The organism is Kitasatospora sp. NPDC048662 (assembly GCF_055587065.1).
The window spans coordinates 537,249-560,627 of sequence record NZ_JBVJHA010000003.1; the positions used below are offsets into that span (position 1 = coordinate 537,249).

The window sequence follows — 23,379 nt, forward strand, 5'->3', positions numbered from 1 at the left end:
ACGTTGAGGGCTCCCGGACCAGGCGGCAGCAGGCCGTCCGGCGGTCGGCTTCGCGCGAAGGGGAATCCCGTGTTCTCGAGGACCAAGAGGGTCGTCTGTTCGCTGGCCACGGCGTTCGCGGCGGCGGTCGCGTTCACCATCACCGTGCCGAGCGGTCACGCCTTCGCCATCGACCACGTCCAGTGCGTCGGCGGCGAGAACTTCCTGAAGATCTGGTCGCACCTGGACGGCCGGGACAGCGTGGACTGCTACGCCAACGGCGGCACCACCGACTTCGGCAGCTGGTGGGTGGACCGCATCTCCACCGGCAACAACGACCTGATCTACTACGACGTCAACGGCGACTCGGTGCGGATCGACCGCTGGACGGACATCACCTTCCCCAACCACCCGCCGCAGGTCCGGGCCATCCAGATCCTCTGAACTGCCTTACGGAGCCTGTCTGCTGATGTTCCGCCGGCAAACAGGCCCCGTCCGACAACAGGCTCAGCAGGTGATCGGACGGGTGTCCGGCCGGATCATTACTGGCGCCCGCCGTACGTTCAGCCCCTTATCGCACCACGGCTCCGACTTGCAGCAGATCGACAGGGGATCACTCGAACTGCTGATTGCAGTTGTACGGGGTGATCGCCACGGGAAAGGCTCGGCTCGGCACTGACCCACACGAAACGGAGCTCGACATGGCCGAGGACGACGACGAGGTGACCTACCAGGTCACGGTCAATCAGGAAGAGCAGTACTCGCTCTGGCCTGCGGACCGGGAGCTTCCGGCCGGCTGGAAGGCCGAGGGCAAGACCGGCACCAAGGACGAGTGCATGACCTACATCAGGAACGTGTGGACGGACATGCGCCCCCGTTCGCTGCGGGAGGCGATGGGCAACGCGTAGTTGCTCCTGGAACGCCCGGGCCACCAACCCGACACTCGCCCCGGTCAGGCCCGTTGGAGCCTAGCCGGGGCGAAGTGCCGCCCGGGCCGGAGGCGCCGTCAGCTCCCCGATGCCTCCCGCCGGGCGCGCTGCTCCAGCAGCCGGACGACGCCTGCGGAGACGTACTCACCGGTCGTGAACGGCGACTTCATGTCGTGGGCCCACAGTTCGCGGGCGACGGCGTGCGGGACTTCGGAATCCAAACCCGCCTCGTGGCGGACGATCACCGGGCAGCCGGCGTGAAGGCCGGCAGGCCCGGGCCACCGCCGGGCGACCTCGTTCCGGCGTGAAGATCACCACGTGCTGGATCTCCTCCGGCTTGCCCGGGCGGGCGGGGGCGGCCAGCGCCTGACGGACACTCGGCGGCGCCGCGGACAGCATCGCCCCGGCGGCAGCGCCGTCCAGCAGGCTGCGGCGCGACAGTTCGGGACTCATCGGGGCTCCTCGGGCATGGTGACGCGCTCCGCAAGCTGTACGGACATCTTGCCTGGAAGGAAACTCCGGGGACGGCTCGCATCCTCAGCAGGTAATATCCCTTTGCCTCGTGAGACCCTTACCGCAGGAGTGTGTGGCCATGCCCGACGACCCGACCGTCCCCGCCCTCGTCCGGGCCTGGATCAGCGGCTGGACGGTTTCCCGGGGCGCCGCCGACCCCCGGCCCGAGCCCTGGGGCTGGAGCATCGACGTCGGCCAGCCCCGCCACCCCTGGCGGCACGTCCTGCCCGCCCCCGCCGAGCCGGACGTCCGCAAACTCACCGAGGGCACCACCGTCCCGTGGACCTGGCTCAAGCTGTTCGACGTGGACGAACGCGCCCTGCCCTGGATCGGCGCCGGCTGGCACGTGGACGCTCCCGGCCACCTGATGACCTGTCGGCTGGGCCCGGAGAGCCCGACCGTCCCGGCCGGCTACCGGATCACCACCTGGAGCCGCGGCGGCGTGATCCGCGCCCTGGTGCGCACCACGGACGGCGAGTACGCCGCGGGTGGGCAGATCGGCATCGGGCCCGGCTCCGACGGCTCGCCGCTCGCCGTCGCCGACCAGATCGAGACCGCCCCCGAGCACCGCCGCCGCGGCCTCGGTTCCCTGCTGATGCGCACCCTGCAGAGCGAGGCGCACGCGGCAGGCGCGCGCACCGGTCTGCTGGTCGGCACCACCGAGGGGCGCGCCCTCTACTCCGCCCTCGGCTGGCGCTGGCATGCCCCGATGCTCAGCTTCTGGTACGACCCGTCCACGCCCACCGACCACCCGCTCGGCGGCTCCTGAGGCCGCGCCCAGGTGCCGCTCCGAGGGGCCGCGCGTAACGGCCCGGGAACGCCGACGCCCGCCGGGAGGGCGCACTCCGGGCGGGCGGTGATCGGTGCGGTGGAGCGGAACGGCGTTCAGGCGGCGATCAGCAAGGTTCGGCGCGGGGCGATCACGCGGCCGTCCGGCAGCAGCTCGCCGGTGTCGTCGAACAGCAGGACCCCGTTGCAGAGCAGGCTCCAGCCCTGCTCGGGGTGGCGGGCGACCGGTTCGGCCGCTTCACGGTCCGAGGACTCGGCGGACGGACAGTCGGTTCGGTGCTGGCACATCGTTGTACCTCGCTTCGCTCGGGATTCGCGCCGCCGCACGGCCACCCCCCGGGGCGCCCGCCCTGCCGACGGAAGTTTTCTCACCGCATCAGGTGTGAAACGGCGTCAGCCGGGTAGGACGAGTGGTCCTCCCCGACCGACACCAGTGTCCGACTCCGCGGGCCCTCGCGCAGGCATTTGGTGACATGCGCCACAGAAGATCCGGCGAGATCACCCTACCGGGCGGCGGGCGGTTCGATCCGCGCACGGACGGGCCATCCCGGAGCGATCCGATCGGACCAGTCCGGCATGGCCCACCCGGGTGGTGCAAGCGGAAGAAGGGCGTCAGCCGACTGCCGCGCCGGCCGGGCCGAACGGCGTCAGCCGATCAGTGCGGTCGGCCGGGCCGCCGGGGCGTTGGCCAGCCGGGCGAGCAGTTCCGCGGCGGGCAGCACCTGATGGGCCGCCACCCCGAGCGGGGCGGGCGCCAGCGGGATCAGCAGATCCTCCCCGGGCAGCGCGCTGTGCAGCCACAGCGCGGAGGCGTAGTGCTCGGGCAGCGACAGCAGCCGCGGCTCGTAGCGGGCGGGGGAGGGGTGCACCAGCTGCCAGGCCTGGCGCAGCGCCCGCACCGTGGAGTCCAGGTAGGGCCCGGCGGTCAGGTGCGAGAAGGCCGGCCCGTCCGCGCCGGCGGCCACCTCGGCGGCGGCCGTCACCTGCTCCAGCCCCTCCACGGTGAACTCGCCGACGGCCAGCGGCCGGTGCTCCGGCCCCGCGCCCGCCGCGCCGCCCGTGCCGCCCGCCGCGCCGCCCGCGCCGCCCGCCGCGCCGCCCGCCGTGTCGCTCGCTCCCGCCGCGCCGCCCGCGCCGTCGCAGTCCCCGTGCGGGCAGTGCGGGGCCGCCGCCGCGTCCGGACGGGCGGCGCGCAGCAGGAAGCGCCAGCCGATGCAGTCCGCCCCGGCCAGTTGCGGCGTGGGCCCGCGCAGGGCGTGCACGGGCAGCGCGAGCAGCGGCTCCGGGCGCCCCACGCTATGGCGGAGCACGGCGGCCGCCGACGGCGGCAGCGCCACCCCGGGCGCGAGGGCCGAACGGACGGCGTGCAGGGCGCCGGCCGGGGGCTGGGACAGGTGCAACGTCATGGTGAGTCGCCTCTCCGTTCGAGATCGGCGTGCTGCGGCATACCGGCATGGCATCGACATTGAGGGGTCTGGCCGTGTCCGGTTGGGCATGATCGCCGAGGGGGTGGGCGGGTCGTCGACGAGTCCCTCGACAGTGGGGGTTTCTCGGACGGCCCTGACCTGGCCTGAGCGGCGTGCGAATTCTACTCGAACAAGTGCGCAGGGTGACCTTCATATCACGGTCCGTGTCATTGCGCAAGTGGGTTTGAGCTGACCGGCCGTCAGAAACAGTGCTCCGTTCGGCTGTTCGTACCGTGGGCTATAAATCTTCGCCGTGGGCATGATGCACAGGCACTGTCGACCGAGGGGAGGGAAGGCACCCGTGGGCGAGAAGGTCGTGGCGACCCGGGCGGAGCTGGCCGACCGGCAGCTGTACCGCCGCAAGCTCCAGTCCTGTCTGGACGTACTGGGGCGAATGCTCAGGGAGGAACGGTTCGACCGCCCGAAAGCCATGATGGGCCTGGAGATCGAACTCAACCTGGCCGACGAGCAGGGGCTCCCCATGCTCGGCAACGAGGAGGTACTGGACGCGATCGCCTCGGCCGACTTCCAGACGGAGCTCGGCCGCTTCAACATCGAGCTCAACATCGCCCCCCGCCGCCTGGGCGGACACGTCTTCGAGGACCTGCGCGAGGAACTCGGCACCGCCCTGCGCTACGCCGACCGGCGGGCCGAGCAGGCCGGCGGGCGCCTCGTCATGGTCGGCATCCTGCCCACCCTCGACCTGGAGCACGCCGGGCTGGAGGCGATGAGCAGCAACGATCGCTACACCCTGCTCAGCGACCAGATCCTGGCCGCCCGCGGCGAGGACATCGCGCTCGACATCGACGGCGTGGAGCGGCTCACCATCGACTCGGTGTCGATGGTCGCCGAGGCCGCCGCCACCTCCCTGCAACTGCACCTGCAGGTCACCCCCGACCGGTTCGCCTCGGTGTGGAACGCCGCCCAGTCCATCTGTGGCGTCCAACTCGCCCTCGGCGCCAACTCGCCGTTCCTGTTCGGCCGCGAACTGTGGCGCGAGACCCGCCCGGTGCTGTTCCAGCAGGCCTGCGACACCCGCACGGCCGAACTCAAGGCCCAGGGCGTGCGCCCGATCACCTGGTTCGGGGAGCGCTGGGTCGACTCCGCCCACGACCTGTTCGAGGAGAACCTGCGGTACTTCCCCGCCCTGCTGCCGATCTGCGACGACGAGGACCCGGTCAAGGTGCTGGCCTCCGGCGGTGCCCCCCGGCTCGGCGAGATGCGGCTGCACAACGGCACCATCTACCGCTGGAACCGCCCCGTCTACGACGTCGCCGACGGCGTCGCGCACCTGCGGGTGGAGAACCGCTGTCTGCCCGCGGGCCCCACCGTCGCCGACGTCCTCGCCAACGCCGCCTTCTACTACGGCCTGGTCCGGGTGCTGGCCGAACAGCCCCGCCCGATCTGGACCAGGCTGCCGTACGAGAAGGCCGACCAGAACTTCCTGAACGGCGCCCGGTACGGCATCGACGCCGTCCAGTGGTGGCCCCGCTCCGGGCGCGGCGCCCGCGGCCTGGTCGAACTGCCCGCCACCGACCTGGTGCTGAACGAACTGCTGCCGCTCGCCCACCAGGGCCTCGACCGCTGGGGCATCGCCGCCCGCGACCGCGACCACTACCTCGGCATCATCGAACAGCGCTGCCTGCGCCGCACCAACGGCGCCGCCTGGCAGGCCGCCACCGTGCACCGCCTGCGCGAACGCCACAACCTCGACCCGCACGCCGCGATCGCCGCCATGACCCGGCGCTACATCGAGGGCATGCGCAGCGGCGAACCCGTGCACACCTGGCCGGTGGACTGACCACTGACACCCCAGCACAGGGTTCAGGAACGTCTCATCGTCCTGTGAAAGGATGATCGGCCCGGAGCCGCCGTGCGCTCCGGGCCGCATCCGCCCTCGGGGAGACCAGTGACAACCGCCTCGGCCGAGCCCGCCACCACCAAGACCCCCTCCCGCCGGCTGCTCGCCGCCGAACTGCTCATCGTCCTCGGGCTCTCCCTCGGCGCGAGCGGCGTCACCGCGCTGATCAGCTTCATCGGCTCGCTCACCGAATCGGCCGACCTCGGCCAACAGGTCGCCACCCTCAACGCCTCCCGCGCCCCCGGCCGCCCCTGGCTCGACCTCGCCTGGCAGCTGTACTACATCGCCCGCGGCCTGATGCCCGTCGTCCTGGTCGGCTACCTGCTGGTCCGCGAAGGCGCCTCGCTGCGCACCCTCGGCTTCGACCTGCGCCACAAGCTCTCCGACCTCGGCCGCGGCACACTGCTCGCCGCGGTCATCGGCGGCTCCGGACTGGCCCTCTACCTCGGCGCGCAGGCGGCCGGCTTCAACCTGACCGTCGCCCCCTCCGGCCTGCCCGACGTGTGGTGGCGCATCCCCGTGCTGGTCGCCGCCGCCTGGCAGAACGCCATCCTGGAGGAGGTCGTGGTGGTCGGCTACCTGGTGCGCCGACTGCACCAGATCGGCTGGTCCTGGCCCGCGATCATCACCGCCAGCGCCGTCCTGCGCGGCTCGTACCACCTGTACCAGGGCATCGGCGGGCTGGTGGGCAACATGGTGATGGGCGTGGTGTTCTGCCTGCTCTACCGCCGCTGGCGCCGGGTCGGCCCGCTGGTCGCCGCGCACGCCCTGATCGACACCGTCGCCTTCGTCGGCTACGCGCTGCTGGCCGGGCACGTCAGCTGGCTGCCCTCCTGAACGAATCCCGCCTGACGGGTGGTCGGCTGCGGGTAGGGTGACGCCCGGTGGGCGGCGCGCGGCGCGCCGTCGAGCAGGGGAGCAGGGGAGCGGGGGCGGCCATGGGCGGGCAGCAGGGGTGGCACGGCGACCGGGAGCGCACCCGCCGCATCACGGAGGCCCTGCACAAGCTGACCGGCCGCCGGCCGCTGGTGGAGCGCGGCCGCAAGAAGGGCACCACCAAGGTCAGCGTGAAGGTCGCCGAACGCCCGGACAGCACCCAGACCTTGGCGCTGCTGCGGGTGCTGCGCCACGGCGACCGCTTCGGGCACAACCGCACCGCCCGCTGGGAGCACGTCTGGGTCGAGGTCGCCGAACCACTCCCCACGCCCGAGGTCAGCCCGTCCGACGGCTGAACCAGGCCTGCGAGGGAGGACGGCGCAACAGCCGGTCCACGTGCGCGCGTTGCAGGCCCTGCGCAGGGTCGATCGGCATCAGCAGCCGGTCCGCGCGCAGCAGGCTGCGGCGCACCAGCCGCGCCGGGATGCAGTCGTCCACCCAGGCGAACGGGCGGCCCTGGGCGTAGCGCAGCAGCGGCGCCCACTTGAACGCCGAGAACAGCTCCATCAGCGGCACCTGCGGATCGCCCGGCTGCGGCACGTAGCCGGTGAACTTCACCACCGGGAGCTCGGGCAGGCCCAGCAGCGGCGCGATGTACTCATTGGCCTGGAACTCCCAGGTGGTCGCCCACACCAGCTCGTAGCGGTCGGCCAGTTCGCGCAGCCACTCGCCGTGGCGTGGTGACAGCAGCACCGAATAACCCAGCAGCGTATGGGAGTCGAAGTCGTCCTCGGGGTAGGGGAACACCGGGTTCAGCACCCCGTCGACGTCAAGGTACAGCAGCGGTTTGCCCATGCGGGTCCCTTCCCCGGGTCAAGGCCAGTTATCGGGACTGGACGAGATCCTGGCCCCGGGGGTTGCAGACCGGGCCCGGTGTCACCCGGACGTGGCTGGCTCCGGCTGCGGGGCCCGGCCGCGCGCCTCGGGCACCGTGCGCTCCAACTGCCGTACCTCCGGCACCAGCAGCACCGCCGCGGCCAGGCCCAGGCAGGTCAACGCGCAGGCCCACAGCGCACCGGACTGGCCCAGCAGGTTCGCCACCGGGCCGGCCAGCGCGGTGCCCGCCGGCATCAACGCGAAGGAACCGAAGGCGTCGTACGCGGAGATCCGCGACAGCAACTCCTCCGGGATCTCCTGACGGAGCGCCACCAGCCAGCCCACCACGAACACCGTGACGCCGGCACCCGACAGGAACATCGCCACCACGACGGGCACCAGCGGCAGACCGAGCGCCAACGCCAGCGCGGGCAGGCCGAACAGGAACACCCCGCCGTTGCCGACCAGCAGCACCCGGCGCGGCTGCCAGCGGGCCATCAGCACCGCGCTCGCCACCATGCCGACACTGAGCGCGGCCATCGCGGTGCCCCATGCACCGGCGCCGCCCATCCGCCGATCGGCGATCACCGGCCCGTACACCGTCTCCACGGCGAGCACGCAGGCGTTCATCAGGGAGAACTGCACGACGATCGCCCACAGCCAGCGGCGCGAAACGAACTCCCGCCAGCCGACCCGCAGTTCGTGCACCAGGCTGGGCCCCGTCCCGCGCTTCCCGCCGACCTGCTTCAGACCGGAGCGCATCAGCGCCGCCACCGCGAAACAGAGCGCGTCCGCCGCCAGCACCCAGCCAGGGCCGGCCACCGCGGCCAGCATGCCACCGAGCGCGGCGCCCGCGATCTGCGCGCCGTTGACGCCCATCTTGAACACCGAGATCGCCTTCGACGCGTGCTCGGCCGGCACCGCCTGAAGGATCACCCCCTCCGCCGCCGGGGTGTAGAACGCCTGCCCCGCGCCACCCGCCGCCGACAGCACCAGCAGCGCCCACAGCGGCGGATGCCCGATCAGCACCAGCGCCGCCAGCACCGCCTGCGAGAGCGCGTTGAACACATTGGCGCTCACCATCACCACGTGCCGCGGCCACCGGTCGGCCACCGCCCCGCCGAGCAGCATCAGCACCACCAGCGGCACCGTCCGCGCCGCCGTCACATACCCCACCTCGGTGGTGTGCCAGCCCGCGCCCAGCACGGCGAACGCGGTGGCGATCGGCGCGGCGGCATTGCCCAGCCCGCTCACCACCGTGGCGGCGGTCTGGATCCGATAGTTTCGGCCGGCCCACGCCGGAAAACTGATGCGCACGGCCAGACGATGGACCGCCAACCCCGGCCCTGTCCAACGAATTTCAGGGCGACCAGTGCGCCGCGAGCAGCCCCAGCAGCACCTCGTCGACGAACCGCCCCGAAACCCAGGCGGCCCCGCGCAGCGTCCCCTCGACGCGGAACCCGGCCCGCTCGGCGGCGCCGATCATCGCCGCGTTGTCCGCCAGTGTGTCCACCTGCAGGCGGTGCAGGCCGCGCACGCCGAAGCCGTACCGGCACAGCACCCGCACCACGTCCGTCCCCAGGCCGCGCCCGCGGGCCGGAACGGCGACGCCTCGACGGGCAGCGGCCGTCAGGACCATCCGTCCGGGCGCGCGTGCAGGACGGCGACATCGCCCTCGTGCCGGGCCCGCAGCAGGATCTTCTCCCCGATCAGCATCCCCCAGAGCTACCACCGGCCGCACCGTCCGGACCAGCGGTTTTCCGTCAGCCGAGGTGCGCCCGGAGGAAGGTGAGGGTGCGGCGCCAGGCGATGGCGGCCTGGAGGGGGTCGTAGCTGCTGGGGGTCTTCTCGTCGTTCATGAAGGCGTGGCCGGCCGGGTAGAAGTGGATCTCGGGGCGGCGGCCGGTGGCCTCGCCGATCCGGATGGCGGCCTCGTCGACCACCGCGACGGGCAGCGAGGCGTCCTGTTCGCCGAAGTGGCCGAGGACGTGGGCGGTCAGGCCGCGGTAGTCGTAGTCGAGGTCGCCGGGCAGGCCGTAGAACGGGACGACGGCGGCGACCCGGTCGCCCTCGTGGGCGGCCAGGCGCAGGGCGAGGCCGCCGCCCATGCAGAAGCCGACCACGCCGATCGCGTCGCCGACCGAGGACGGGTGGGCGAGCAGGTGGGAGACGGCCGCGGCGAGTTCCTCCGCGACCCGGGCGGGAGGCAGTTCGTGCTTCATCCGGGCGGCGGTCTCCCGGTCGTGGGTGACGGTGCCGCCGTACAGGTCGGGGGCGAGCGCGAGGAAGCCCTCGGCGGCCAGCCGGTCGGTGAGTTCGGCGATGTGCCGGGTCAGCCCCCACCATTCCTGGATCACCAGGACTCCGGGGCCGACCCCGGCGGGCGGCACCGCCAGGTAGCCGTGCACGGTCCGGCCGGAGCGGCCGGTGAAGCTGACGTTCTGGCGAGCAGCGCCCATGGCTCTCCGTCAAGGTGGCCGCGCGCGGCAGCTCGCGGCGGCGGGCAGGAAGTCTCGTCTGGCACTCTAGGCCCCAACTCGCTTCCCCCGGCGGCGCACTGAGGGTGTGTCAGAGAGAGTTCAGCCCATCTCTTCCAGCGCTTTGCCCTTGGTCTCCTTGATGCAGAAGGCCACGAACGGGATCGACAACAGGGCGAAGCAGGCGTAGATCACGTACGTCGCGGACAGGTTCCAGTCCGAGAGGTCGGGGAAGGTGACGGTGATCGCCCAGTTGGCGATCCACTGTGCGGACGCGGCGACCGACAGGGCCAGTGCCCGGATCGCGTTCGGGAACATCTCACCGAGCAGCACCCACACCACCACGCCCCAGGAGAACGCGAAGCAGAATACGAACACGTGCGCGGCGACCAGTGCGACCGTCGCGTACGTGTTCTCCAGGGTGGCCGTGCTGCCGGTGCCGTGCCGGTAGGAGAACGCCCAGGCGGCCAGTCCGAGCGAGAGCGCCATGCCGGTGGAGCCGGCCAGCGCCAGCGGCTTGCGGCCGATCCGGTCGACCAGCGCCATCGCGACCACCGTGCCGATGACGTTGACGATCGAGGTGGACAGCGAGATCAGCAGCGAGTTGGACTCGTTGATGCCGACCGACTGCCACAGGAACGACGAGTAGTAGAAGATCACGTTGATGCCGACGAACTGCTGGAACACCGAGGCGCCGATGCCGACCCAGACGATCGGCAGCAGCCCAAAGCGCCCGCCCAGCAGGTCCTTCAGCCGGGGCTTGCGGCGGGTTTCCAGCACCCGCCGGATCTCCGCCACCCGGGCGTCCAGGTCTACGCCCGCGCCCTCCACCTCCACCAGCACCTTGCGGGCCTGCTCCTCGCGCCGGTCGGCGATCAGATAGCGCGGCGACTCGGGGATGGCCAGCGCCATCAGCCCGTACACCAGGGCGGGCACCGCCTCCACGCCGAGCATCCACTGCCAGGCCTGGATGCCCGCCAGGTGGTTGGTGGACTCGCCTCCCGCGGCCTGGTTGAGCGCCCAGTTGGCGAGCTGCGAGACGGTGATGCCGAGCACGATCGCCATCTGCTGGAACGAGGCCAGCCGGCCCCGGTACGCGGTCGGCGCGACCTCCGCGATGTAGGTCGGGGCGATCACCGAGGCGATGCCGATCGCGATACCGCCGAGCACGCGCCACATCGCCAGCACCTGGATGCTGGGCGGGAACATCGACCCGATGCCGCTGATCGCGAACAGCGTGGCGGCCAGCAGCATGGTCCGCACCCGGCCCATGTGGTCGGCCAGCCACCCCGCGACCACCGCACCGGCCGCCGAGCCCAGCAGCGCGATCGCCACCACGAACGCGGTCTCGCCGTTGCCGACGCCGAAGTGCTTCTGAATACCGGTGACCGCGCCGTTGATCACCGCACTGTCGTAGCCGAACAGGAAGCCGCCCATCGCGGCGGCAGCGGAGATGAACACGACATGGCCGAGGTGCTCGTCCCGGACGGCGGAGGAGTGGGTAGCCAGTGCTCTTCTCCCTACGTGACGATCCGTCCGGTGAGGGGCGGACATATCCGGAGGTCATTCGACCAGCGGCCGCGCCGCCACGCGCTCCGACACGCCCGCAGTCGGCGAGCCGTCAGCCCGATGAACCGCCGAGCGCCGGGCGGCGGGTGCGCCGCCGCAGCAGCTGCGCCCGGGCTGCCGCGTCCTGCGGGTTGCCGGTCGCCGCGTACCGCTCGGCCAGCCGTTCGGTGATCTCCAGCTGGAGCTCCACCGGCTTCTTGTCGTCGTACTTGAACTTCGCCCGCACCCGGCGCACCGTCAGCCGCAGCCCGCGCACGCCGGTCAGCAGCGGCCCGTACGGCGCCGCCCCGACCGTCACCCGGTCCTCGGGCCACTCGGGCTGGAAGTGCGCCAGCTGCCGGTTGAGGATCTCCGCCTTGCCCGCCGGGTCGTCCACGATCTCGGCGGTGCAGGAGAACTGCACCGAGGCGTAGTAACTGGTCGGCGTGTACGGCGCGTCGCGCCAGCGCCCCGGAGCGAACGCGTAGTCGTCGGTGACCGCGAGCGTCACGTGCGGGTCGGCCCGCACCGCCGCCAGCAGCGGGTTGGGGGCGGCCAGGTGCAGCAGGATCTCGCCCGCCCCGACGTCCAGCAGGAAATGCGTGGGCACCATGACGGGGCCCTCGGGCCCGTTGGCGGCCAGCGTGCCGAAGTCCCGCCCGGCGGCCAGCCACTGCTGCCACTCCGGCTCGGTGCCCCGGTCCCAACCGCGGATCAGCATGCCGGGCCCGCCAGGTAGCCGGGCAGCTCGGCGGTCGAGTGCGGGGAGGCCTCCGGCGCGCCGTACACGGGGGCGACGGGCACCACGCCCGCCCAGTACGGCAGGTCGAGGTCCTCCTCCTCGTCGATCACGTCGCCGGTGCGGGTCTTCGCCGACACCTGGTCCAGCTCCAGCCGGATCACCGCCGTGGCCGCCAGCTCCTTCGGGTTGCCCGGCCGGCAGTCCGCGGCGCGGCCCGGCACGGCCTGCTCGACTATCGCGTCCAGCGCCACCCGCAGCTCCTCGGGGTCGGTGACCTGGTGCGCGGTGCCGTGGGCCACCACCGAGCGGTAGTTGACGGAGTGGTTGAACGCCGACTTCGCCAGCACCAGGCCGTCCAGGTGCGTCACCGTCACGCACACCGCGAGGCCCTGCTCGCCGCGCGCGCCGCGCAGCGGGCGGCTGCCGGTCGAGCCGTGGATGTACAGCCGCTCGCCGACCCGCGCGTACAGCGTGGGCAGCACCACCGGCGCGCCGTCCCGGACGAAGCCCAGGTGGCACAGGTATCCGGCGTCCAGGATCGCGTGCACCGCGTCCCGGTCCCAGTCGGCCTGCTCCCGGTCCCGGGTGGGGGTGGTGAGATCGTTGCGGGTGTACGTGTCCTTCGGCGCGTCCGACATGACAGTCCCTCTGTACTAGTGCATAATTCCGTTTGTGCTAGGAGAGTATCGGATCACGGGTCGGCGGGCCAGCGAGATCGCCGCCGATATCGAACGCGCCGTCGCCGACGGGCAGTTGGAGCCCGGAACCGCCCTGCCACCACTGCGCGACCTGGCCGCGGAGCTCGGCGTCAACCCCAACACGGTCGCCGCCGCCTACCGCCTGCTGCGCGAACGCGGCGTCATCGAGACCGCCGGCCGACGCGGCAGCCGGATCCGTCCCCGCCCCGCCACCACCCCCCGCGACGAGGCCCGGCTGCCCGTCCCGCCCGGCGCCCGCGACCTGTCGGCCGGCAACCCCGACCCCACGCTGCTGCCCCCGCTCGGTCCCGCCCTCGCCGCCGCCGCGGCCGGCCCCACCGTCCTGTACGGCCACCCCGTCGCCGAACCCGAACTCCTCGACGGCTTCCGCGCCGAGTTCCGCGCAGACGGCGCCCCCGAGGGCGAACTCGCCGTCTGCTCCGGCGCGTTGGACACCATCGGCCGCGTCCTGGCCGCCACCCTGCGCACCGGCGACACCGTCGCCGTCGAGGACCCGGGCTGGGGCAGCGTCCTCGACCTCCTCCCCGCCCTCGGCCTGCGCACCGCGCCCGTCCCGCTCGACGACGAAGGCCCGCTCCCGGAGGCCGTCGCCGCCGCCCTCGACGCCGGCGCCCGCGCCCTGATCGTCACCAGCCGCGCCCAGAACCCCACCGGTGCCGCCCTCACCCCCGCCCGCGCCGCCGCGCTGCGCACCGTCCTCGCCGCCCGCCCGCGCACCGTGCTGATCGAGGACGACCACGGCCACGGCATGGTCGACCAGCCCTTCCGGTCGCTCGCCGCCGACGGCCACGGCGGCACCACCGTCACCCACTGGGCGCTGGTGCGCTCCGCCGCCAAGGCCCTCGGCCCCGACCTGCGGGTCGCCGTCCTCACTGGCGACGCCGACACCGTCGCCCGGGTCCTCGGCCGCCAGCGCCTGGACAGCGGCTGGGTCAGTCACCTGCTGCAACGCGCCGTCGTCGAACTGCGCCGCACCGACGCCGCGCCCGCCGCCGCGATCGCCGCCGCCTACCGGGCCCGGCGCGAGGCGCTGCTCACCGCACTCGCCGCGCACGGCGTGCGGGCCCACGGCGAGAGCGGCGTCAACGTCTGGGTGCCCGTGCCCGACGAGACCGCCGTCGCCGCCGCCCTGCTGCACCGCGGCTGGGTGGTCGCCCCCGGCTCCCGCTTCCGCCTCGCCTCCCCGCCCGCGATCCGGATCGGCATCGGCACCCTCCACCCCACCGAGGCCCCCGTCCTGGCCGCCGCCGTCGCCGCCGCCCTGCACGGCCCCGCCCACGGCTCCCGGGTCACCTGAGACGCACCGGGGTGACCGTCCCCTGTGAGCACGCCGAGCTGTACCCGTACGTCCTGTGACGAGGCCCCCGCCCGGTGCGGGCGGGGGACGGGCGGGCGGGGCGTCAGCCCTTGGCCAGCAGGGACTGGGCGTGTTCGCGGACCTGGTCGCGGGAGAGGTAGGCGTCGGTGTACTCGAAGTCGCGCAGGCGGGCGGGCTGGCGGGCCAGGAAGCCGGTGCGGACGAAGTCGTCGCCGGCGGTGGCGTTCAGCAGCCAGTTCGCGCTGGTGCGGTACTTCGCGCTGTTGGTGCGCATGGCCATCACGTGGTAGCTGCGTGCCACCAACTGGGCGGGCAGGCCGTGCAGTTCGACGCCCAGCGGCTTGGACACCGCGTCCTTGCCGCCGAGGTCGACCACCAGGCCCAGGTCCTTGTGGAAGTACGGCTGCAGCGGCTGGTTGCGCAGCGCCGCCACCAGGTTGTCCGCGAGCTGCCGGCCCTGGCGCGCCGAGTGCTGGGCGGTCGGCGGGCACACCGCGCCGTCGCCCTTGGCGAGGTCCGGTACCGCGGCGGCGTCGCCGAGCGCGAACACGCCCTCGAACTGCGGCACCCGCATCTCCGCCGTCACCGCCAGGCGCCCGCGCACCGTCTCCGCGTCCAGGGTGCCGATCAGCGGCGACGCGGCCACGCCCGCCGTCCAGATCAGCGTCCGGCACGGCAGCGTGCGGCCGTCGGTGAACTTGACCGTCTCCGCGCCCACTTCCGCGACCGACACGCCCAGCGAGACGTCCACGCCGCGCTTGCTGAGGATCTCCATCGCGGTCCGGCCGAGCTTGTCGCCCAGCTCCGGCATCAACTTCGGTGCGATGTCGATCAGATGCCACTTGATCAGGTCCGGGTCCAGCCGCGGGTAGCGCTTGATGGCCGCCGTGGTCAGCCGCTGAAGGCAGGCCGCCGTCTCGGTGCCCGCGTACCCGCCGCCGACCACCACGAACTGCAGCCGCGAGGCCCGCTCCTTCTCGTCCATCGACGCGGAGGCCAGGTCGAGTTGGGCGATCACGTGGTCGCGGATGTAGGTCGCCTCGGCGAGCGTCTTCATGCCGCGCGCGTAGTCCGGCAGGCCCGGGATGTCGAAGGTGCGGGTGACGCTGCCCGGCGCCAGCACCAGGTAGTCGTACTTCTCCGCCACCACCTCGTCGGTGATCTTGCGGACCACCGCGACCCTGGAGCGCGGATCGATGCCGATCGCCCCGCCCGGCACTATGTGGGTGCGCCGCAGCGAGCGCCGCAGCGAGACCGCCACCGACTGCGGGGTCAGCACCCCGGCCGCGACATGCGGCAGCAGCGGCAGGTACAGCTGGTAACTGAACGGCGTGACCAGCGAGATCTCCGCCTCGGAAGGGGCGAGCTTGCGCTCCAGACGACGCGCGCACTCCAGCCCGGCGAAGCCGCCGCCGACGATCAGGATCCGAGGTCGTTCCATCGTTCATCCCCTACGTTTGCGGGTCCGTGACTGACTAAGGACGACTGTTGGCCACATTCGCACGGGCCCACGGCGGGTGCATCTCCAACCGGCCGCGGCCGCTGCCCGGCCCGAGCCGCCGGTGAGGGCCGCTAGGCTGTCGGGATGCTCTCCGAGGTGACGGCCGTCCGCTACGCGACGCCGCTGCGCGAAGGCGGTTCGATGCCCGGCCTGATCGAGGCCGACGACCGCCGGATGTACGTGCTGAAATGGGTCGGCGCGGCCCAGGGCCGCAAGGCGCTGGTCGCCGAGGTGCTGGCCGGTGAACTGGGCCGCGGGCTCGGCCTGCCGGTGCCCGAACTCGCCCTGATCGACCTCGACCCGGTGCTCGCCCGCAGCGAGCCCGAGGTGCAGATCCAGGACCAGATGCGGGCCAGCGGCGGCACCAACCTCGGCATGGCGTACGTGTCCGGGGCGCTCAACTTCGACCCGCTGTGCTTCGAGACCGACACCGACACCGCCGCCCGGGTGCTCTGGTTCGACGCCCTGATCGGCAACGTCGACCGGTCCTGGCGCAACCCCAACCTGCTGGTCGCCACCGGCGGCCTGCGGCTCATCGACCACGGCGCCAGCCTGATCTTCCACCACAGCTGGTCGCGCGCCGACGCCTGGCGCCGCAAGCCCTACGACGCCTCCGACCACGCCCTGCGGCACGCCGCCGGCCACCTGCCCCAGGTAGACGCCGAACTCGCCGCCCTCGCCGAGGCCGCGCTGCCCGCCGCCGTCGCCGCGATCCCCGACGTGTGGCTCACCGACGAGCCCGGCTTCGACACCCCCGAGGCCGTCCGCGCCGCCTACCGTGCGCAGCTCACCGCCCGCCTCGCCGGGCCCCGCGACTGGCTCCCGGAGGTGGACGCCTGATGGATCAGCACCCCAAGGACTACGAGTACGCGCTGATCCGCGCCGTCCCCCGGGTCGAGCGCGGCGAGTGCGTCAACATCGGCGTCCTGCTGTACTGCCGGGACTCCGGCTACCTCGGCGCCCGCACCCACCTCGACCAGGGCCGGCTGCTGGCCCTCGACGCCGTCGCCGACGTGGCCGGCGTGCGGCGCGCGCTGCGCGGCATCCAAGCGGTCTGCGAGGGCGGCGAAGCCGCCGGGCCGGCCGCCGCCGACAGCCCCGGACAGCGCTTCCGCTGGCTCACCGCCCCGCGCAGCGCCGTCGTCCAGCCCGGCCCCGTGCACACCGGCCTGACCGCCGATCCGGACGCGGAACTCCACCACCTGTTCGACCGTCTGGTGCTGTGAGACCCATCCACCACCGCGACCTGCCAACTGCTTGCCTCACTCAATACTTGAGGCACTGAAACGATGGGCGTACCCTGACCGCCATGGGCAGCACCACAGGCACCGGCACCGCCGCACCCACCACCACCGAACTCATGGAACAGGTCGCGGCCGTCGGCGCCGCCTACTTCCAGGACTTCGCCGCCGCCGCGGCCCGCCACGGCCTGAACTCCTCGCAGGCCAAAGCACTCAAAGCCGTCCTCGAACCCGTCCCCATGCGCGCCCTCGCCGGACGCCTCGGCTGCGACGCCTCCAACGTCACCGGCATCGTCGACCGCCTCGAAGCACTCGGCCTGGCCCGCCGCGAAGCCGCCGCCGCCGACCGCCGCGTCAAGATCGTCACCATCACCGAGGACGGCCGCGCCGTCCTCGACCGGATCCGCGACGACATGACCCGCGCCCGCCAGGCCTTCGACAGCCTCGACGACGGACAACGCACCGCCCTGTCCCGGCTCTGCCAACAGGTCCTGCCGCTGCTGCGCCCCTGACTGTCCGTCGCATGACCTACGCTCAGCCGATGCACCAGGCGAACGGATGGACCTCCACCGGGCTGCGCTGGCAGGACGGCGCACCCCGCCTCACCGCCACCGACGGCCGCACCAGCCACACCCGGCCGCTCACCGACGGCCTCCCCGTCGCCTGGCGGATCGCCGGCCCCCGCCGCTGCACCGGCGCCGCCACCGCCCGCGGCCACCGCCCCTGCCCGCGCCACGCGCACCTCGAACCCGACGGCACCACCACCCAGTGCCCCACCTGCCAGAACGCCGACCGCGGCCTGCAACTCGCCCGCGACCGCATCCTCGACGACGGCCGCACCTACCGCCTCTACCTCGCCTGGTTCGGCCCCGGGCTGCTCAAGGTCGGCCTCACCGCCGAAGAACGCGGCACCGTCCGCCTGCTCGAACAGGCCGCCCTCACCTGGACGTTCCTCGCCCACGGCCCGCTGCCCGCCGTCCGCCGCGCCGAACTCACCGTCGCCCACGCCAAACTGGCCCGCGAACGGATCCCCGCCGCCGCCAAGTACCCCGCCTGGTGGACGCTGCCCACCCCCGCCGACCGGCACGCCGAACTCACCGCCGGCCGCACCCGCGCCCACCAACTCCTCGCAGGACACCCGCTCACGCTGCTGCCCGACCACCCCGTCACCGACCAGGTCGAGCTCTACGGCCTCACCGCGGGCGCCCCCGAGCAGTACCAGCAGGTCAAAGCACTGAGCGACGGCGCCCGCCTGACCGGACGACTGCGCCGCCCGATCGGCGGCCACCTCTTCCTCGACCCGCCGGCCGGACCCCCGCTGCTCCTCGACACCCGCCTGCTCACCGGCTGGACCCTGCACGCCGAGGCCGCCGACACCTGCGACGGCCTCACCCTGCTGCCCCGGGCCCGCCCCGCCGCCGAGCAGGACACGCTGTTCTGACCGGTCGTCAGGCCTTCCTGCGGGCCTCCTGCTTGCCCCGGGCACCGACCGCCGCCAGCGACATGTCCTGCGCCTGCGACTTCAGGTTCTTGTAGCCGTACCCCCGGTCCGTCAGCCACAGCTCCGCCGCCGTCTCCGCGCGTACCGACGCCGCCACGATGTCCTCCTCCGCCTCCCCGTACTCCAGGAACCGGAAGGTGAAGAACGGGCGCGCCGACAGGTCGTACGTCAGATGCCCCTCGTCGGTGAACTTCGCCTGCAGCACGTCGTGTTCGGCCGCCGCGGCGGTCAGTTCGGCGTGCTGCTCGGGCGTGAGGGCGTCGAAGGAACCGCGCACCATGATCCGGAACGTACGAGTCGTCATGGCGGGACCCTAGCCCGTTCCGGCTGTCCCGATCACCCCATTTTCGGCGACCCTGTCCGTTCGGGCTCCGCCCGCTCGGGCCCCGTCCGCTCGATGGCCGCCCGCAGCGGCTCCGGCAGCGGGTCGTGGTGGGCGACGGTCAGCCGCCGGGTGGCCCGGGTCAGCGCCACGTACAGGTCGTGGCCGCCGCGCGGGGACTGCGCCAGGATCGCCGCCGGGTCGGCCACCACCACCGCGTCGAACTCAAGTCCCTTGCACTGTGCGGCAGTCAGCGCTCCCAGGTGCGCCAGCTCGGCCAGCCGCCGGTCCGGCACCACCAGGCCCGTGGTGCCCGGCCCGTCCTGGGCCAGCAGGGCCGGCAGCTGCGCCGGGTAGTCCGTGACGACGACCGCCCGCGGCGCTTCCCCCTCCGCCCGCACCGACTCCGGGGCCCGCGCCGCCGGATCGACCGCCGCCAGCACCGCCGCGGCCACCGCCATGATCGGCGCCGGCGTGCGGTAGTTGACGCTCAACCGTTCCTCCCGCCAGCGGGTGCCCAGGTAGCGGCCCAGCATCTCCTGCCAGTCCTGCGCGCCCGCCGCCGAAGAGGTCTGCGCCAGATCGCCGACCACCGTCAGCGAACGGGTCGGAATCCGCCGCATCACCATCCGCCAGGCCAGCGCCGACAACTCCTGCGCCTCGTCCACCACCACATGCCCGAACGTCCACTCCCGGTCCGCCGCGGCCCGCTCCGCCGTCGAGCGGTACGGCCCGGCGTCGGCGTGCCGGTCCGCCAGCGCGGCCGCGTCCAACTCGCCCTCCTGGTCGGTCACTTGGAGCACCCCTCGGGCGTACGCCTCGGCATTCGCCCGGGCCCGGCGCCCTTCGGCGGCGGCCCGGCGCTGCTCCGCGCCGTCGCTGCCGAGCAGTTCGGCGGCCTCGTCCAGCAACGGGACGTCCTCCACCGTCCACGGCGCACCGGGTGCGCGGTGCAGGGCGGCGCGTTCGGCGGGGGAGAGGGACGGGGCCAGGCGCTCCGGGTCGGCGAACAGCGACTCGACCAGCCGGTGCGGCGTCAGCAGCGGCCACAGTGCGTCCAGGGCGGCCCGGACCGCCGGCTCGGCCCACAGTTCGCCGGGCGCGTACCGGGCCTCCTCCTCGTCCCACGGGCGGCCGATCGCGTCCGCGCGGGCGCGGGCCAGGCCGCGCAGGGCGGTGCGCAGGAACTCGGCGCGGGCCGCGTTGTGCGGCAGCCGCAGGCCGCGGGCGCGCTCCCGGGCCACGGCCAGCAGCCGGTGGGGGAGCGGCAGGTCGAGTGCCTCGATCAGGCCGTCCCCGGCGGGCAGCCGCTGGTGCAGGCGCACCGCCTCCGCGAGGACGTCCGCCATCCTCGGCGAACCCTTCAGGAAAGCGGTTTCCGGTTGGTCCGCGTCAACCGCGCGCACGCCCGGGAACAGTTCGCCGAGGGTGCGCAGCAGCACCTCCGTCTCGCCCAGCGAGGGCAGCACCTCCTCGATGTAGTGCAGGAACGCCCGGTTCGGGCCGATCACCAGCACGCCGCGCCGCTCCAGCACCTCCCGGTGGGTGTACAGCAGGTACGCGGCCCGGTGCAGCGCGGCCACCGTCTTGCCGGTGCCGGGCCCGCCGTGCACCACCACCGTGCCGTGCAGCCCCGAGCGGATCACCCGGTCCTGTTCGGCCTGGATGGTCGCCACCACCTCGCGCATCCGCCCCGTTCGGGCCCGGCGCAGTTCGGCCAGCAGCGCCGCCTCGCCGACCAGGGTGCGCCGGCCGTCGGCGCCCAGCGCGTCCAGGTCGAACGCCTCGTCGTCCAGACCGACCACCTCCCGCCGGCGGGTGCGCAGGTGGCGGCGGCGCAGCAGGCCGGCCGGGTCGGCGGCGCTCGCCGTGTAGAACGGGCGGGCGGCCGGGGCCCGCCAGTCCAGCAGCAGTGGTTCGAACTCCTCGTCCAGCAGGCCGATCCGGCCGAGGTGGCGGACCGTGCCGTCGCGGCCGTCGATCCGGCCGAAGCACAGGCCGCGCTCGACGGCCGTCAGCCGGGCCAGCCGGCGGGTGCGTTCGGCGAGCACCACCTCCCGCTCCAGCCGGGCCTGCTGGGTGCCGCCCGGCCCGGTGTGCTCGGCGCCGGCCTGCTCCAGGTCGGTGCGGGCCTGCTCGCGCAGGGTGTCCAGGCGGGCGTACAGCTCCGTCAACCGGCGCTGCTCGGTACGGAGTTCGGCCGCGAGGACGGCGTCGCTTGCCATCTGTTCGGTCAACGTGATATCCTAGCCCTGAGGAAGTTGTGAAGTGGCATGTGAAACTGGATGCAACCGGCCATGCTACCCGTCCGCCTGCCCGCCCGCACGGTGGATGCGCTGCACGAGCTCCTGACCTCGACTGTTAGGCTTGCGAAGCGTGAGCGCGAAGCCCAAGATCCCCAATGTCCTGGCCTCCCGGTACGCCTCGGCGACCCTGGCCCAGCTGTGGTCCCCCGAGCACAAGGTGGTCCTCGAGCGCCACCTGTGGCTGGCCGTCCTGAAGGCCCAGCAGGACCTCGGCATCGAGGTGCCGCCCACCGCGATCGCCGACTACGAGCGCGTCGTCGACCAGGTCGACCTGGCGTCCATCGCCGCCCGCGAGAAGGTCACCCGGCACGACGTGAAGGCCCGCATCGAGGAGTTCTCCGAACTCGCCGGGCACGAGCAGATCCACAAGGGCATGACCTCGCGCGACCTCACCGAGAACGTCGAGCAGCTGCAGATCCGCCAGTCGCTGGAGCACGTCCGCGACCGCACGGTGGCCGTCCTGGTCCGCCTCGGCCGGCTCTCCGCCCAGTACGGCGAGCTCGTGATGGCCGGCCGCTCGCACAACGTCGCCGCCCAGGCCACCACCCTCGGCAAGCGCTTCGCCACCGCCGCCGACGAGGTCCTGGTCGCCTTCGCCCGCCTGGAAGAGCTGATCGCCCGCTACCCGCTGCGCGGCGTCAAGGGCCCCGTCGGCACCTCGCAGGACATGCTCGACCTGCTGGGCGGCGACGCCGAGAAGCTGGCCGAGCTGGAGCGCCGGGTGGCCGGCCACCTCGGCTTCGACAACGTCTTCACCTCGGTCGGCCAGGTCTACCCGCGCTCGCTCGACTACGACGTGGTCTCCACCCTGGTCCAGCTCTCCGCCGGCCCGTCCAGCATCGCCAAGACGATCCGCCTGATGGCCGGCCACGAGCTGGTCACCGAGGGCTTCAAGGCCGGCCAGGTCGGCTCCTCGGCGATGCCGCACAAGATGAACACCCGCTCCTGCGAGCGCGTCAACGGCCTCGCCGTCATCCTGCGCGGCTACGCCTCGATGACCGCCGAGCTCGGCGGCGACCAGTGGAACGAGGGCGACGTCTCCTGCTCCGTGGTCCGCCGGGTCGCGCTGCCGGACGCGTTCTTCGCCTTCGACGGCCTGCTGGAGACCTTCCTCACCGTCCTCGACGAGTTCGGCGCCTTCCCCGCCGTCATCGAGGCCGAACTCGACCGCTACTTGCCGTTCCTGGCCACCACCAAGGTCCTGATGGCGGCCGTCCGGGCCGGTGTCGGCCGGGAGACCGCGCACGAGGTCATCAAGGAGCACGCCGTCGCCGCCGCGCTGGCGATGCGCGAGGGCGCCCGCGAGAACACCCTCGTCCCGGCGCTCGCCGCCGACGCCCGGATCCCGCTCGACCGCGAGGCGATCGACGCCCTGCTGGCCGACCGCCTCTCCTTCACCGGCGCCGCCGCCGCCCAGGTCGGCGAACTCGTCCGCCGCATCGAGGCCGTCGCCGCCGCCCACCCCGAGGCCGCCACGTACGCGCCGGGCGACATTCTCTGACGCTCCGCCCCCTTCGCGAAGCCCCGGAAGGCCCTGCACCCGCAGGAGCTCTCCGGGGCTTCCGTGCATGCGACGACCGGGCGGCACGCCGCTGAACAGGCCCGCGCACGTCGAACGTGAGTCAGGCGTGAGCGGGGGCTGCGAGCGTAGGGTCTGCCGGCGCCGGTTGGCGCGGGCAGGCAGAGAAAGAGGAGTTCATGAGGGCACGAATGGCGAAGACCGGAGCGGCTGCGCTGCTGCTCGCCGGCGGCCTCACGCTGGTGACGGCCTCGCCCAGCGCGGCCTACACGGGACGGGCGACGTACTACCCCGTGGGTCTCGGCGCCTGCGGCGTGACGTCCGCACCGGGCGACCTGGTGGTGGCACTGAGCCCCACCGAGTACGGCAACGGATACTCGACGCCGCACTGCTTCCAGTCGGTCTGGATCCAGCACGGAGGGACGTCGATCGTCGCGACCGTCGTCGACCGCGGGCCCGCCGGCATGCCGCTGCACGACCTCGATCTGTCGCGCGGGGCTTTCCTGGCGCTCGGCGGTGACCCCAACGGCGGTCCCATCGACGTCAGCTGGGGGTACGTCGACAACTCACCGGGCCCGGGAGCGACGACGACGCCTCCGGCGCCGGGACCCAGCGGCACGAGCATGCCGGCCCCCAGCGGCACCACGAAGGCGCCCACGCCCACCGGGACACCGGTCACGCAGAAGCCCGCGCCCACCGGGGTACCGATCAAACCTCCCGCGCCGGTCTACCCCGCACCGACGACGACGGCGCCGCAGCAGCCGACCGGGGCGCCCACCCCCGGCCCGACGACGACGGCGCCGCAGCAGCCGACCGGGGCGCCCACCCCCGGCCCGACGGGGCCCCACACGATGCCGATTCCCACCGTGACCGCCGTCCTGAAGTAACGGCCTCGG

The 23,379-nt window shown here is 73.1% G+C and carries 25 protein-coding genes and 1 pseudogene; 13 read left to right on the forward strand and 13 right to left on the reverse strand.

Features of this window, described 5'->3' with window-relative positions; genetic code table 11:
* Positions 1–69 precede the first annotated feature (69 nt).
* Entirely contained in the window at positions 70–423 is a 354-nt protein-coding gene (locus ACZ6R9_RS12970; protein WP_380485791.1) for a beta/gamma crystallin domain-containing protein, read from the forward strand.
* Positions 424–680: 257 nt separating this feature from the next.
* Positions 681–887: an MbtH family protein gene (locus tag ACZ6R9_RS12975; RefSeq protein ID WP_380485789.1), complete on the forward strand. Its 207-nt coding sequence runs from the start codon at positions 681–683 to the stop codon at positions 885–887.
* 98 nt (positions 888–985) lie between these two features.
* On the opposite strand, the gene ACZ6R9_RS12980 is transcribed toward ACZ6R9_RS12975, so the two are convergent.
* Positions 986–1,129 (reverse strand): hypothetical protein, encoded by a 144-nt coding sequence (locus tag ACZ6R9_RS12980; RefSeq protein WP_465538198.1) that lies wholly within the window; start codon positions 1,127–1,129, stop codon positions 986–988.
* 371 nt (positions 1,130–1,500) lie between these two features.
* On the opposite strand from ACZ6R9_RS12980, the gene ACZ6R9_RS12985 reads away from it, so the two are divergent.
* A complete protein-coding gene (locus ACZ6R9_RS12985; RefSeq protein ID WP_380485785.1) occupies positions 1,501–2,190 on the forward strand; it encodes a GNAT family N-acetyltransferase in 690 nt (229 codons plus the stop codon).
* Between the two features lie 116 nt (positions 2,191–2,306).
* Here ACZ6R9_RS12985 and ACZ6R9_RS12990 read toward each other — a convergent pair whose 3' ends face one another.
* Positions 2,307–2,498, reverse strand: coding sequence for a DUF5999 family protein (locus ACZ6R9_RS12990; RefSeq protein ID WP_043911656.1), 192 nt, complete (start codon positions 2,496–2,498; stop codon positions 2,307–2,309).
* A gap of 359 nt (positions 2,499–2,857) precedes the next feature.
* Positions 2,858–3,616, reverse strand: coding sequence for a hypothetical protein (locus ACZ6R9_RS12995; protein WP_465538199.1), 759 nt, complete (start codon positions 3,614–3,616; stop codon positions 2,858–2,860).
* A gap of 361 nt (positions 3,617–3,977) precedes the next feature.
* Here ACZ6R9_RS12995 and ACZ6R9_RS13000 point away from each other — a divergent pair, with 361 nt between their 5' ends.
* The 3 genes from ACZ6R9_RS13000 to ACZ6R9_RS13010 all read left to right on the forward strand — a co-directional run bounded on the left by ACZ6R9_RS13000 (position 3,978) and on the right by ACZ6R9_RS13010 (position 6,769).
* On the forward strand, positions 3,978–5,477 hold the full coding sequence (locus tag ACZ6R9_RS13000) for a glutamate-cysteine ligase family protein (protein WP_380485781.1): 1,500 nt from the start codon (positions 3,978–3,980) through the stop codon (positions 5,475–5,477).
* A gap of 108 nt (positions 5,478–5,585) precedes the next feature.
* Complete coding sequence (locus ACZ6R9_RS13005) at positions 5,586–6,374, forward strand: CPBP family intramembrane glutamic endopeptidase (protein WP_380485779.1); 789 nt, start codon at positions 5,586–5,588, stop codon at positions 6,372–6,374.
* Between the two features lie 101 nt (positions 6,375–6,475).
* Complete coding sequence (locus tag ACZ6R9_RS13010; RefSeq protein WP_380485777.1) at positions 6,476–6,769, forward strand: hypothetical protein; 294 nt, start codon at positions 6,476–6,478, stop codon at positions 6,767–6,769.
* Here ACZ6R9_RS13010 and ACZ6R9_RS13015 read toward each other — a convergent pair.
* The 7 genes and pseudogenes from ACZ6R9_RS13015 to ACZ6R9_RS13045 all read right to left on the reverse strand — a co-directional run bounded on the left by ACZ6R9_RS13015 (position 6,750) and on the right by ACZ6R9_RS13045 (position 12,694).
* Positions 6,750–7,268, reverse strand: coding sequence for an HAD domain-containing protein (locus ACZ6R9_RS13015; protein WP_380485776.1), 519 nt, complete (start codon positions 7,266–7,268; stop codon positions 6,750–6,752). The genes ACZ6R9_RS13010 and ACZ6R9_RS13015 overlap by 20 nt on opposite strands.
* An 81-nt stretch (positions 7,269–7,349) precedes the next feature.
* A complete protein-coding gene (locus ACZ6R9_RS13020) occupies positions 7,350–8,606 on the reverse strand; it encodes an MFS transporter (RefSeq protein ID WP_380485775.1) in 1,257 nt (418 codons plus the stop codon).
* 43 nt (positions 8,607–8,649) lie between these two features.
* Positions 8,650–8,886 (reverse strand): annotated as a pseudogene (locus ACZ6R9_RS13025) (GNAT family N-acetyltransferase); the annotation flags it as partial.
* A gap of 166 nt (positions 8,887–9,052) precedes the next feature.
* Complete coding sequence (locus tag ACZ6R9_RS13030) at positions 9,053–9,748, reverse strand: dienelactone hydrolase family protein (protein WP_380485771.1); 696 nt, start codon at positions 9,746–9,748, stop codon at positions 9,053–9,055.
* Positions 9,749–9,868: 120 nt separating this feature from the next.
* Positions 9,869–11,320 (reverse strand): sugar porter family MFS transporter, encoded by a 1,452-nt coding sequence (locus ACZ6R9_RS13035; RefSeq protein ID WP_380485769.1) that lies wholly within the window; start codon positions 11,318–11,320, stop codon positions 9,869–9,871.
* Between the two features lie 67 nt (positions 11,321–11,387).
* Positions 11,388–12,035 (reverse strand): FMN-binding negative transcriptional regulator, encoded by a 648-nt coding sequence (locus ACZ6R9_RS13040; RefSeq protein ID WP_465538200.1) that lies wholly within the window; start codon positions 12,033–12,035, stop codon positions 11,388–11,390.
* A complete protein-coding gene (locus ACZ6R9_RS13045) occupies positions 12,029–12,694 on the reverse strand; it encodes a pyridoxamine 5'-phosphate oxidase family protein (protein ID WP_380485765.1) in 666 nt (221 codons plus the stop codon). The genes ACZ6R9_RS13040 and ACZ6R9_RS13045 overlap by 7 nt, the downstream gene beginning before the upstream one ends.
* Before the next feature lie 34 nt (positions 12,695–12,728).
* Between ACZ6R9_RS13045 and ACZ6R9_RS13050 the strand changes: the two genes are divergently transcribed.
* On the forward strand, positions 12,729–14,072 hold the full coding sequence (locus ACZ6R9_RS13050) for an aminotransferase class I/II-fold pyridoxal phosphate-dependent enzyme (RefSeq protein WP_380485763.1): 1,344 nt from the start codon (positions 12,729–12,731) through the stop codon (positions 14,070–14,072).
* Positions 14,073–14,175: 103 nt separating this feature from the next.
* On the opposite strand, the gene ACZ6R9_RS13055 is transcribed toward ACZ6R9_RS13050, so the two are convergent.
* Positions 14,176–15,534: an NAD(P)/FAD-dependent oxidoreductase gene (locus ACZ6R9_RS13055; protein ID WP_380485762.1), complete on the reverse strand. Its 1,359-nt coding sequence runs from the start codon at positions 15,532–15,534 to the stop codon at positions 14,176–14,178.
* A 144-nt stretch (positions 15,535–15,678) separates the two neighbouring features.
* On the opposite strand from ACZ6R9_RS13055, the gene ACZ6R9_RS13060 reads away from it, so the two are divergent.
* The 4 genes from ACZ6R9_RS13060 (at position 15,679) to ACZ6R9_RS13075 (ending at position 18,276) form a co-directional block, all read left to right on the forward strand.
* A complete protein-coding gene (locus tag ACZ6R9_RS13060; protein ID WP_380485760.1) occupies positions 15,679–16,434 on the forward strand; it encodes a HipA family kinase in 756 nt (251 codons plus the stop codon).
* Entirely contained in the window at positions 16,434–16,820 is a 387-nt protein-coding gene (locus ACZ6R9_RS13065) for a DUF3037 domain-containing protein (protein ID WP_380485758.1), read from the forward strand. Before ACZ6R9_RS13060 ends, ACZ6R9_RS13065 begins: the two co-directional genes overlap by 1 nt.
* A gap of 83 nt (positions 16,821–16,903) precedes the next feature.
* Positions 16,904–17,347 carry a MarR family winged helix-turn-helix transcriptional regulator gene (locus tag ACZ6R9_RS13070; protein WP_380485756.1) on the forward strand — a complete coding sequence of 148 codons (444 nt, stop codon included), beginning with the start codon at positions 16,904–16,906 and terminating at the stop codon, positions 17,345–17,347.
* An 11-nt stretch (positions 17,348–17,358) separates the two neighbouring features.
* Entirely contained in the window at positions 17,359–18,276 is a 918-nt protein-coding gene (locus ACZ6R9_RS13075) for a DUF2797 domain-containing protein (protein WP_465538201.1), read from the forward strand.
* A gap of 7 nt (positions 18,277–18,283) precedes the next feature.
* Here ACZ6R9_RS13075 and ACZ6R9_RS13080 read toward each other — a convergent pair whose 3' ends face one another.
* Entirely contained in the window at positions 18,284–18,640 is a 357-nt protein-coding gene (locus ACZ6R9_RS13080; RefSeq protein ID WP_380485752.1) for a DUF6204 family protein, read from the reverse strand.
* A 32-nt stretch (positions 18,641–18,672) separates the two neighbouring features.
* Positions 18,673–20,895, reverse strand: a complete 2,223-nt coding sequence (locus tag ACZ6R9_RS13085) for a HelD family protein (RefSeq protein ID WP_465538202.1) — start codon at positions 20,893–20,895, stop codon at positions 18,673–18,675.
* Between the two features lie 130 nt (positions 20,896–21,025).
* Here ACZ6R9_RS13085 and purB point away from each other — a divergent pair, with 130 nt between their 5' ends.
* Positions 21,026–22,465, forward strand: a complete 1,440-nt coding sequence (gene purB, locus ACZ6R9_RS13090; protein WP_380485748.1) for an adenylosuccinate lyase — start codon at positions 21,026–21,028, stop codon at positions 22,463–22,465.
* A 197-nt stretch (positions 22,466–22,662) separates the two neighbouring features.
* Positions 22,663–23,370, forward strand: coding sequence for an RlpA-like double-psi beta-barrel domain-containing protein (locus ACZ6R9_RS13095; protein WP_465538203.1), 708 nt, complete (start codon positions 22,663–22,665; stop codon positions 23,368–23,370).
* The last annotated feature ends 9 nt before the right edge of the window (positions 23,371–23,379 follow it).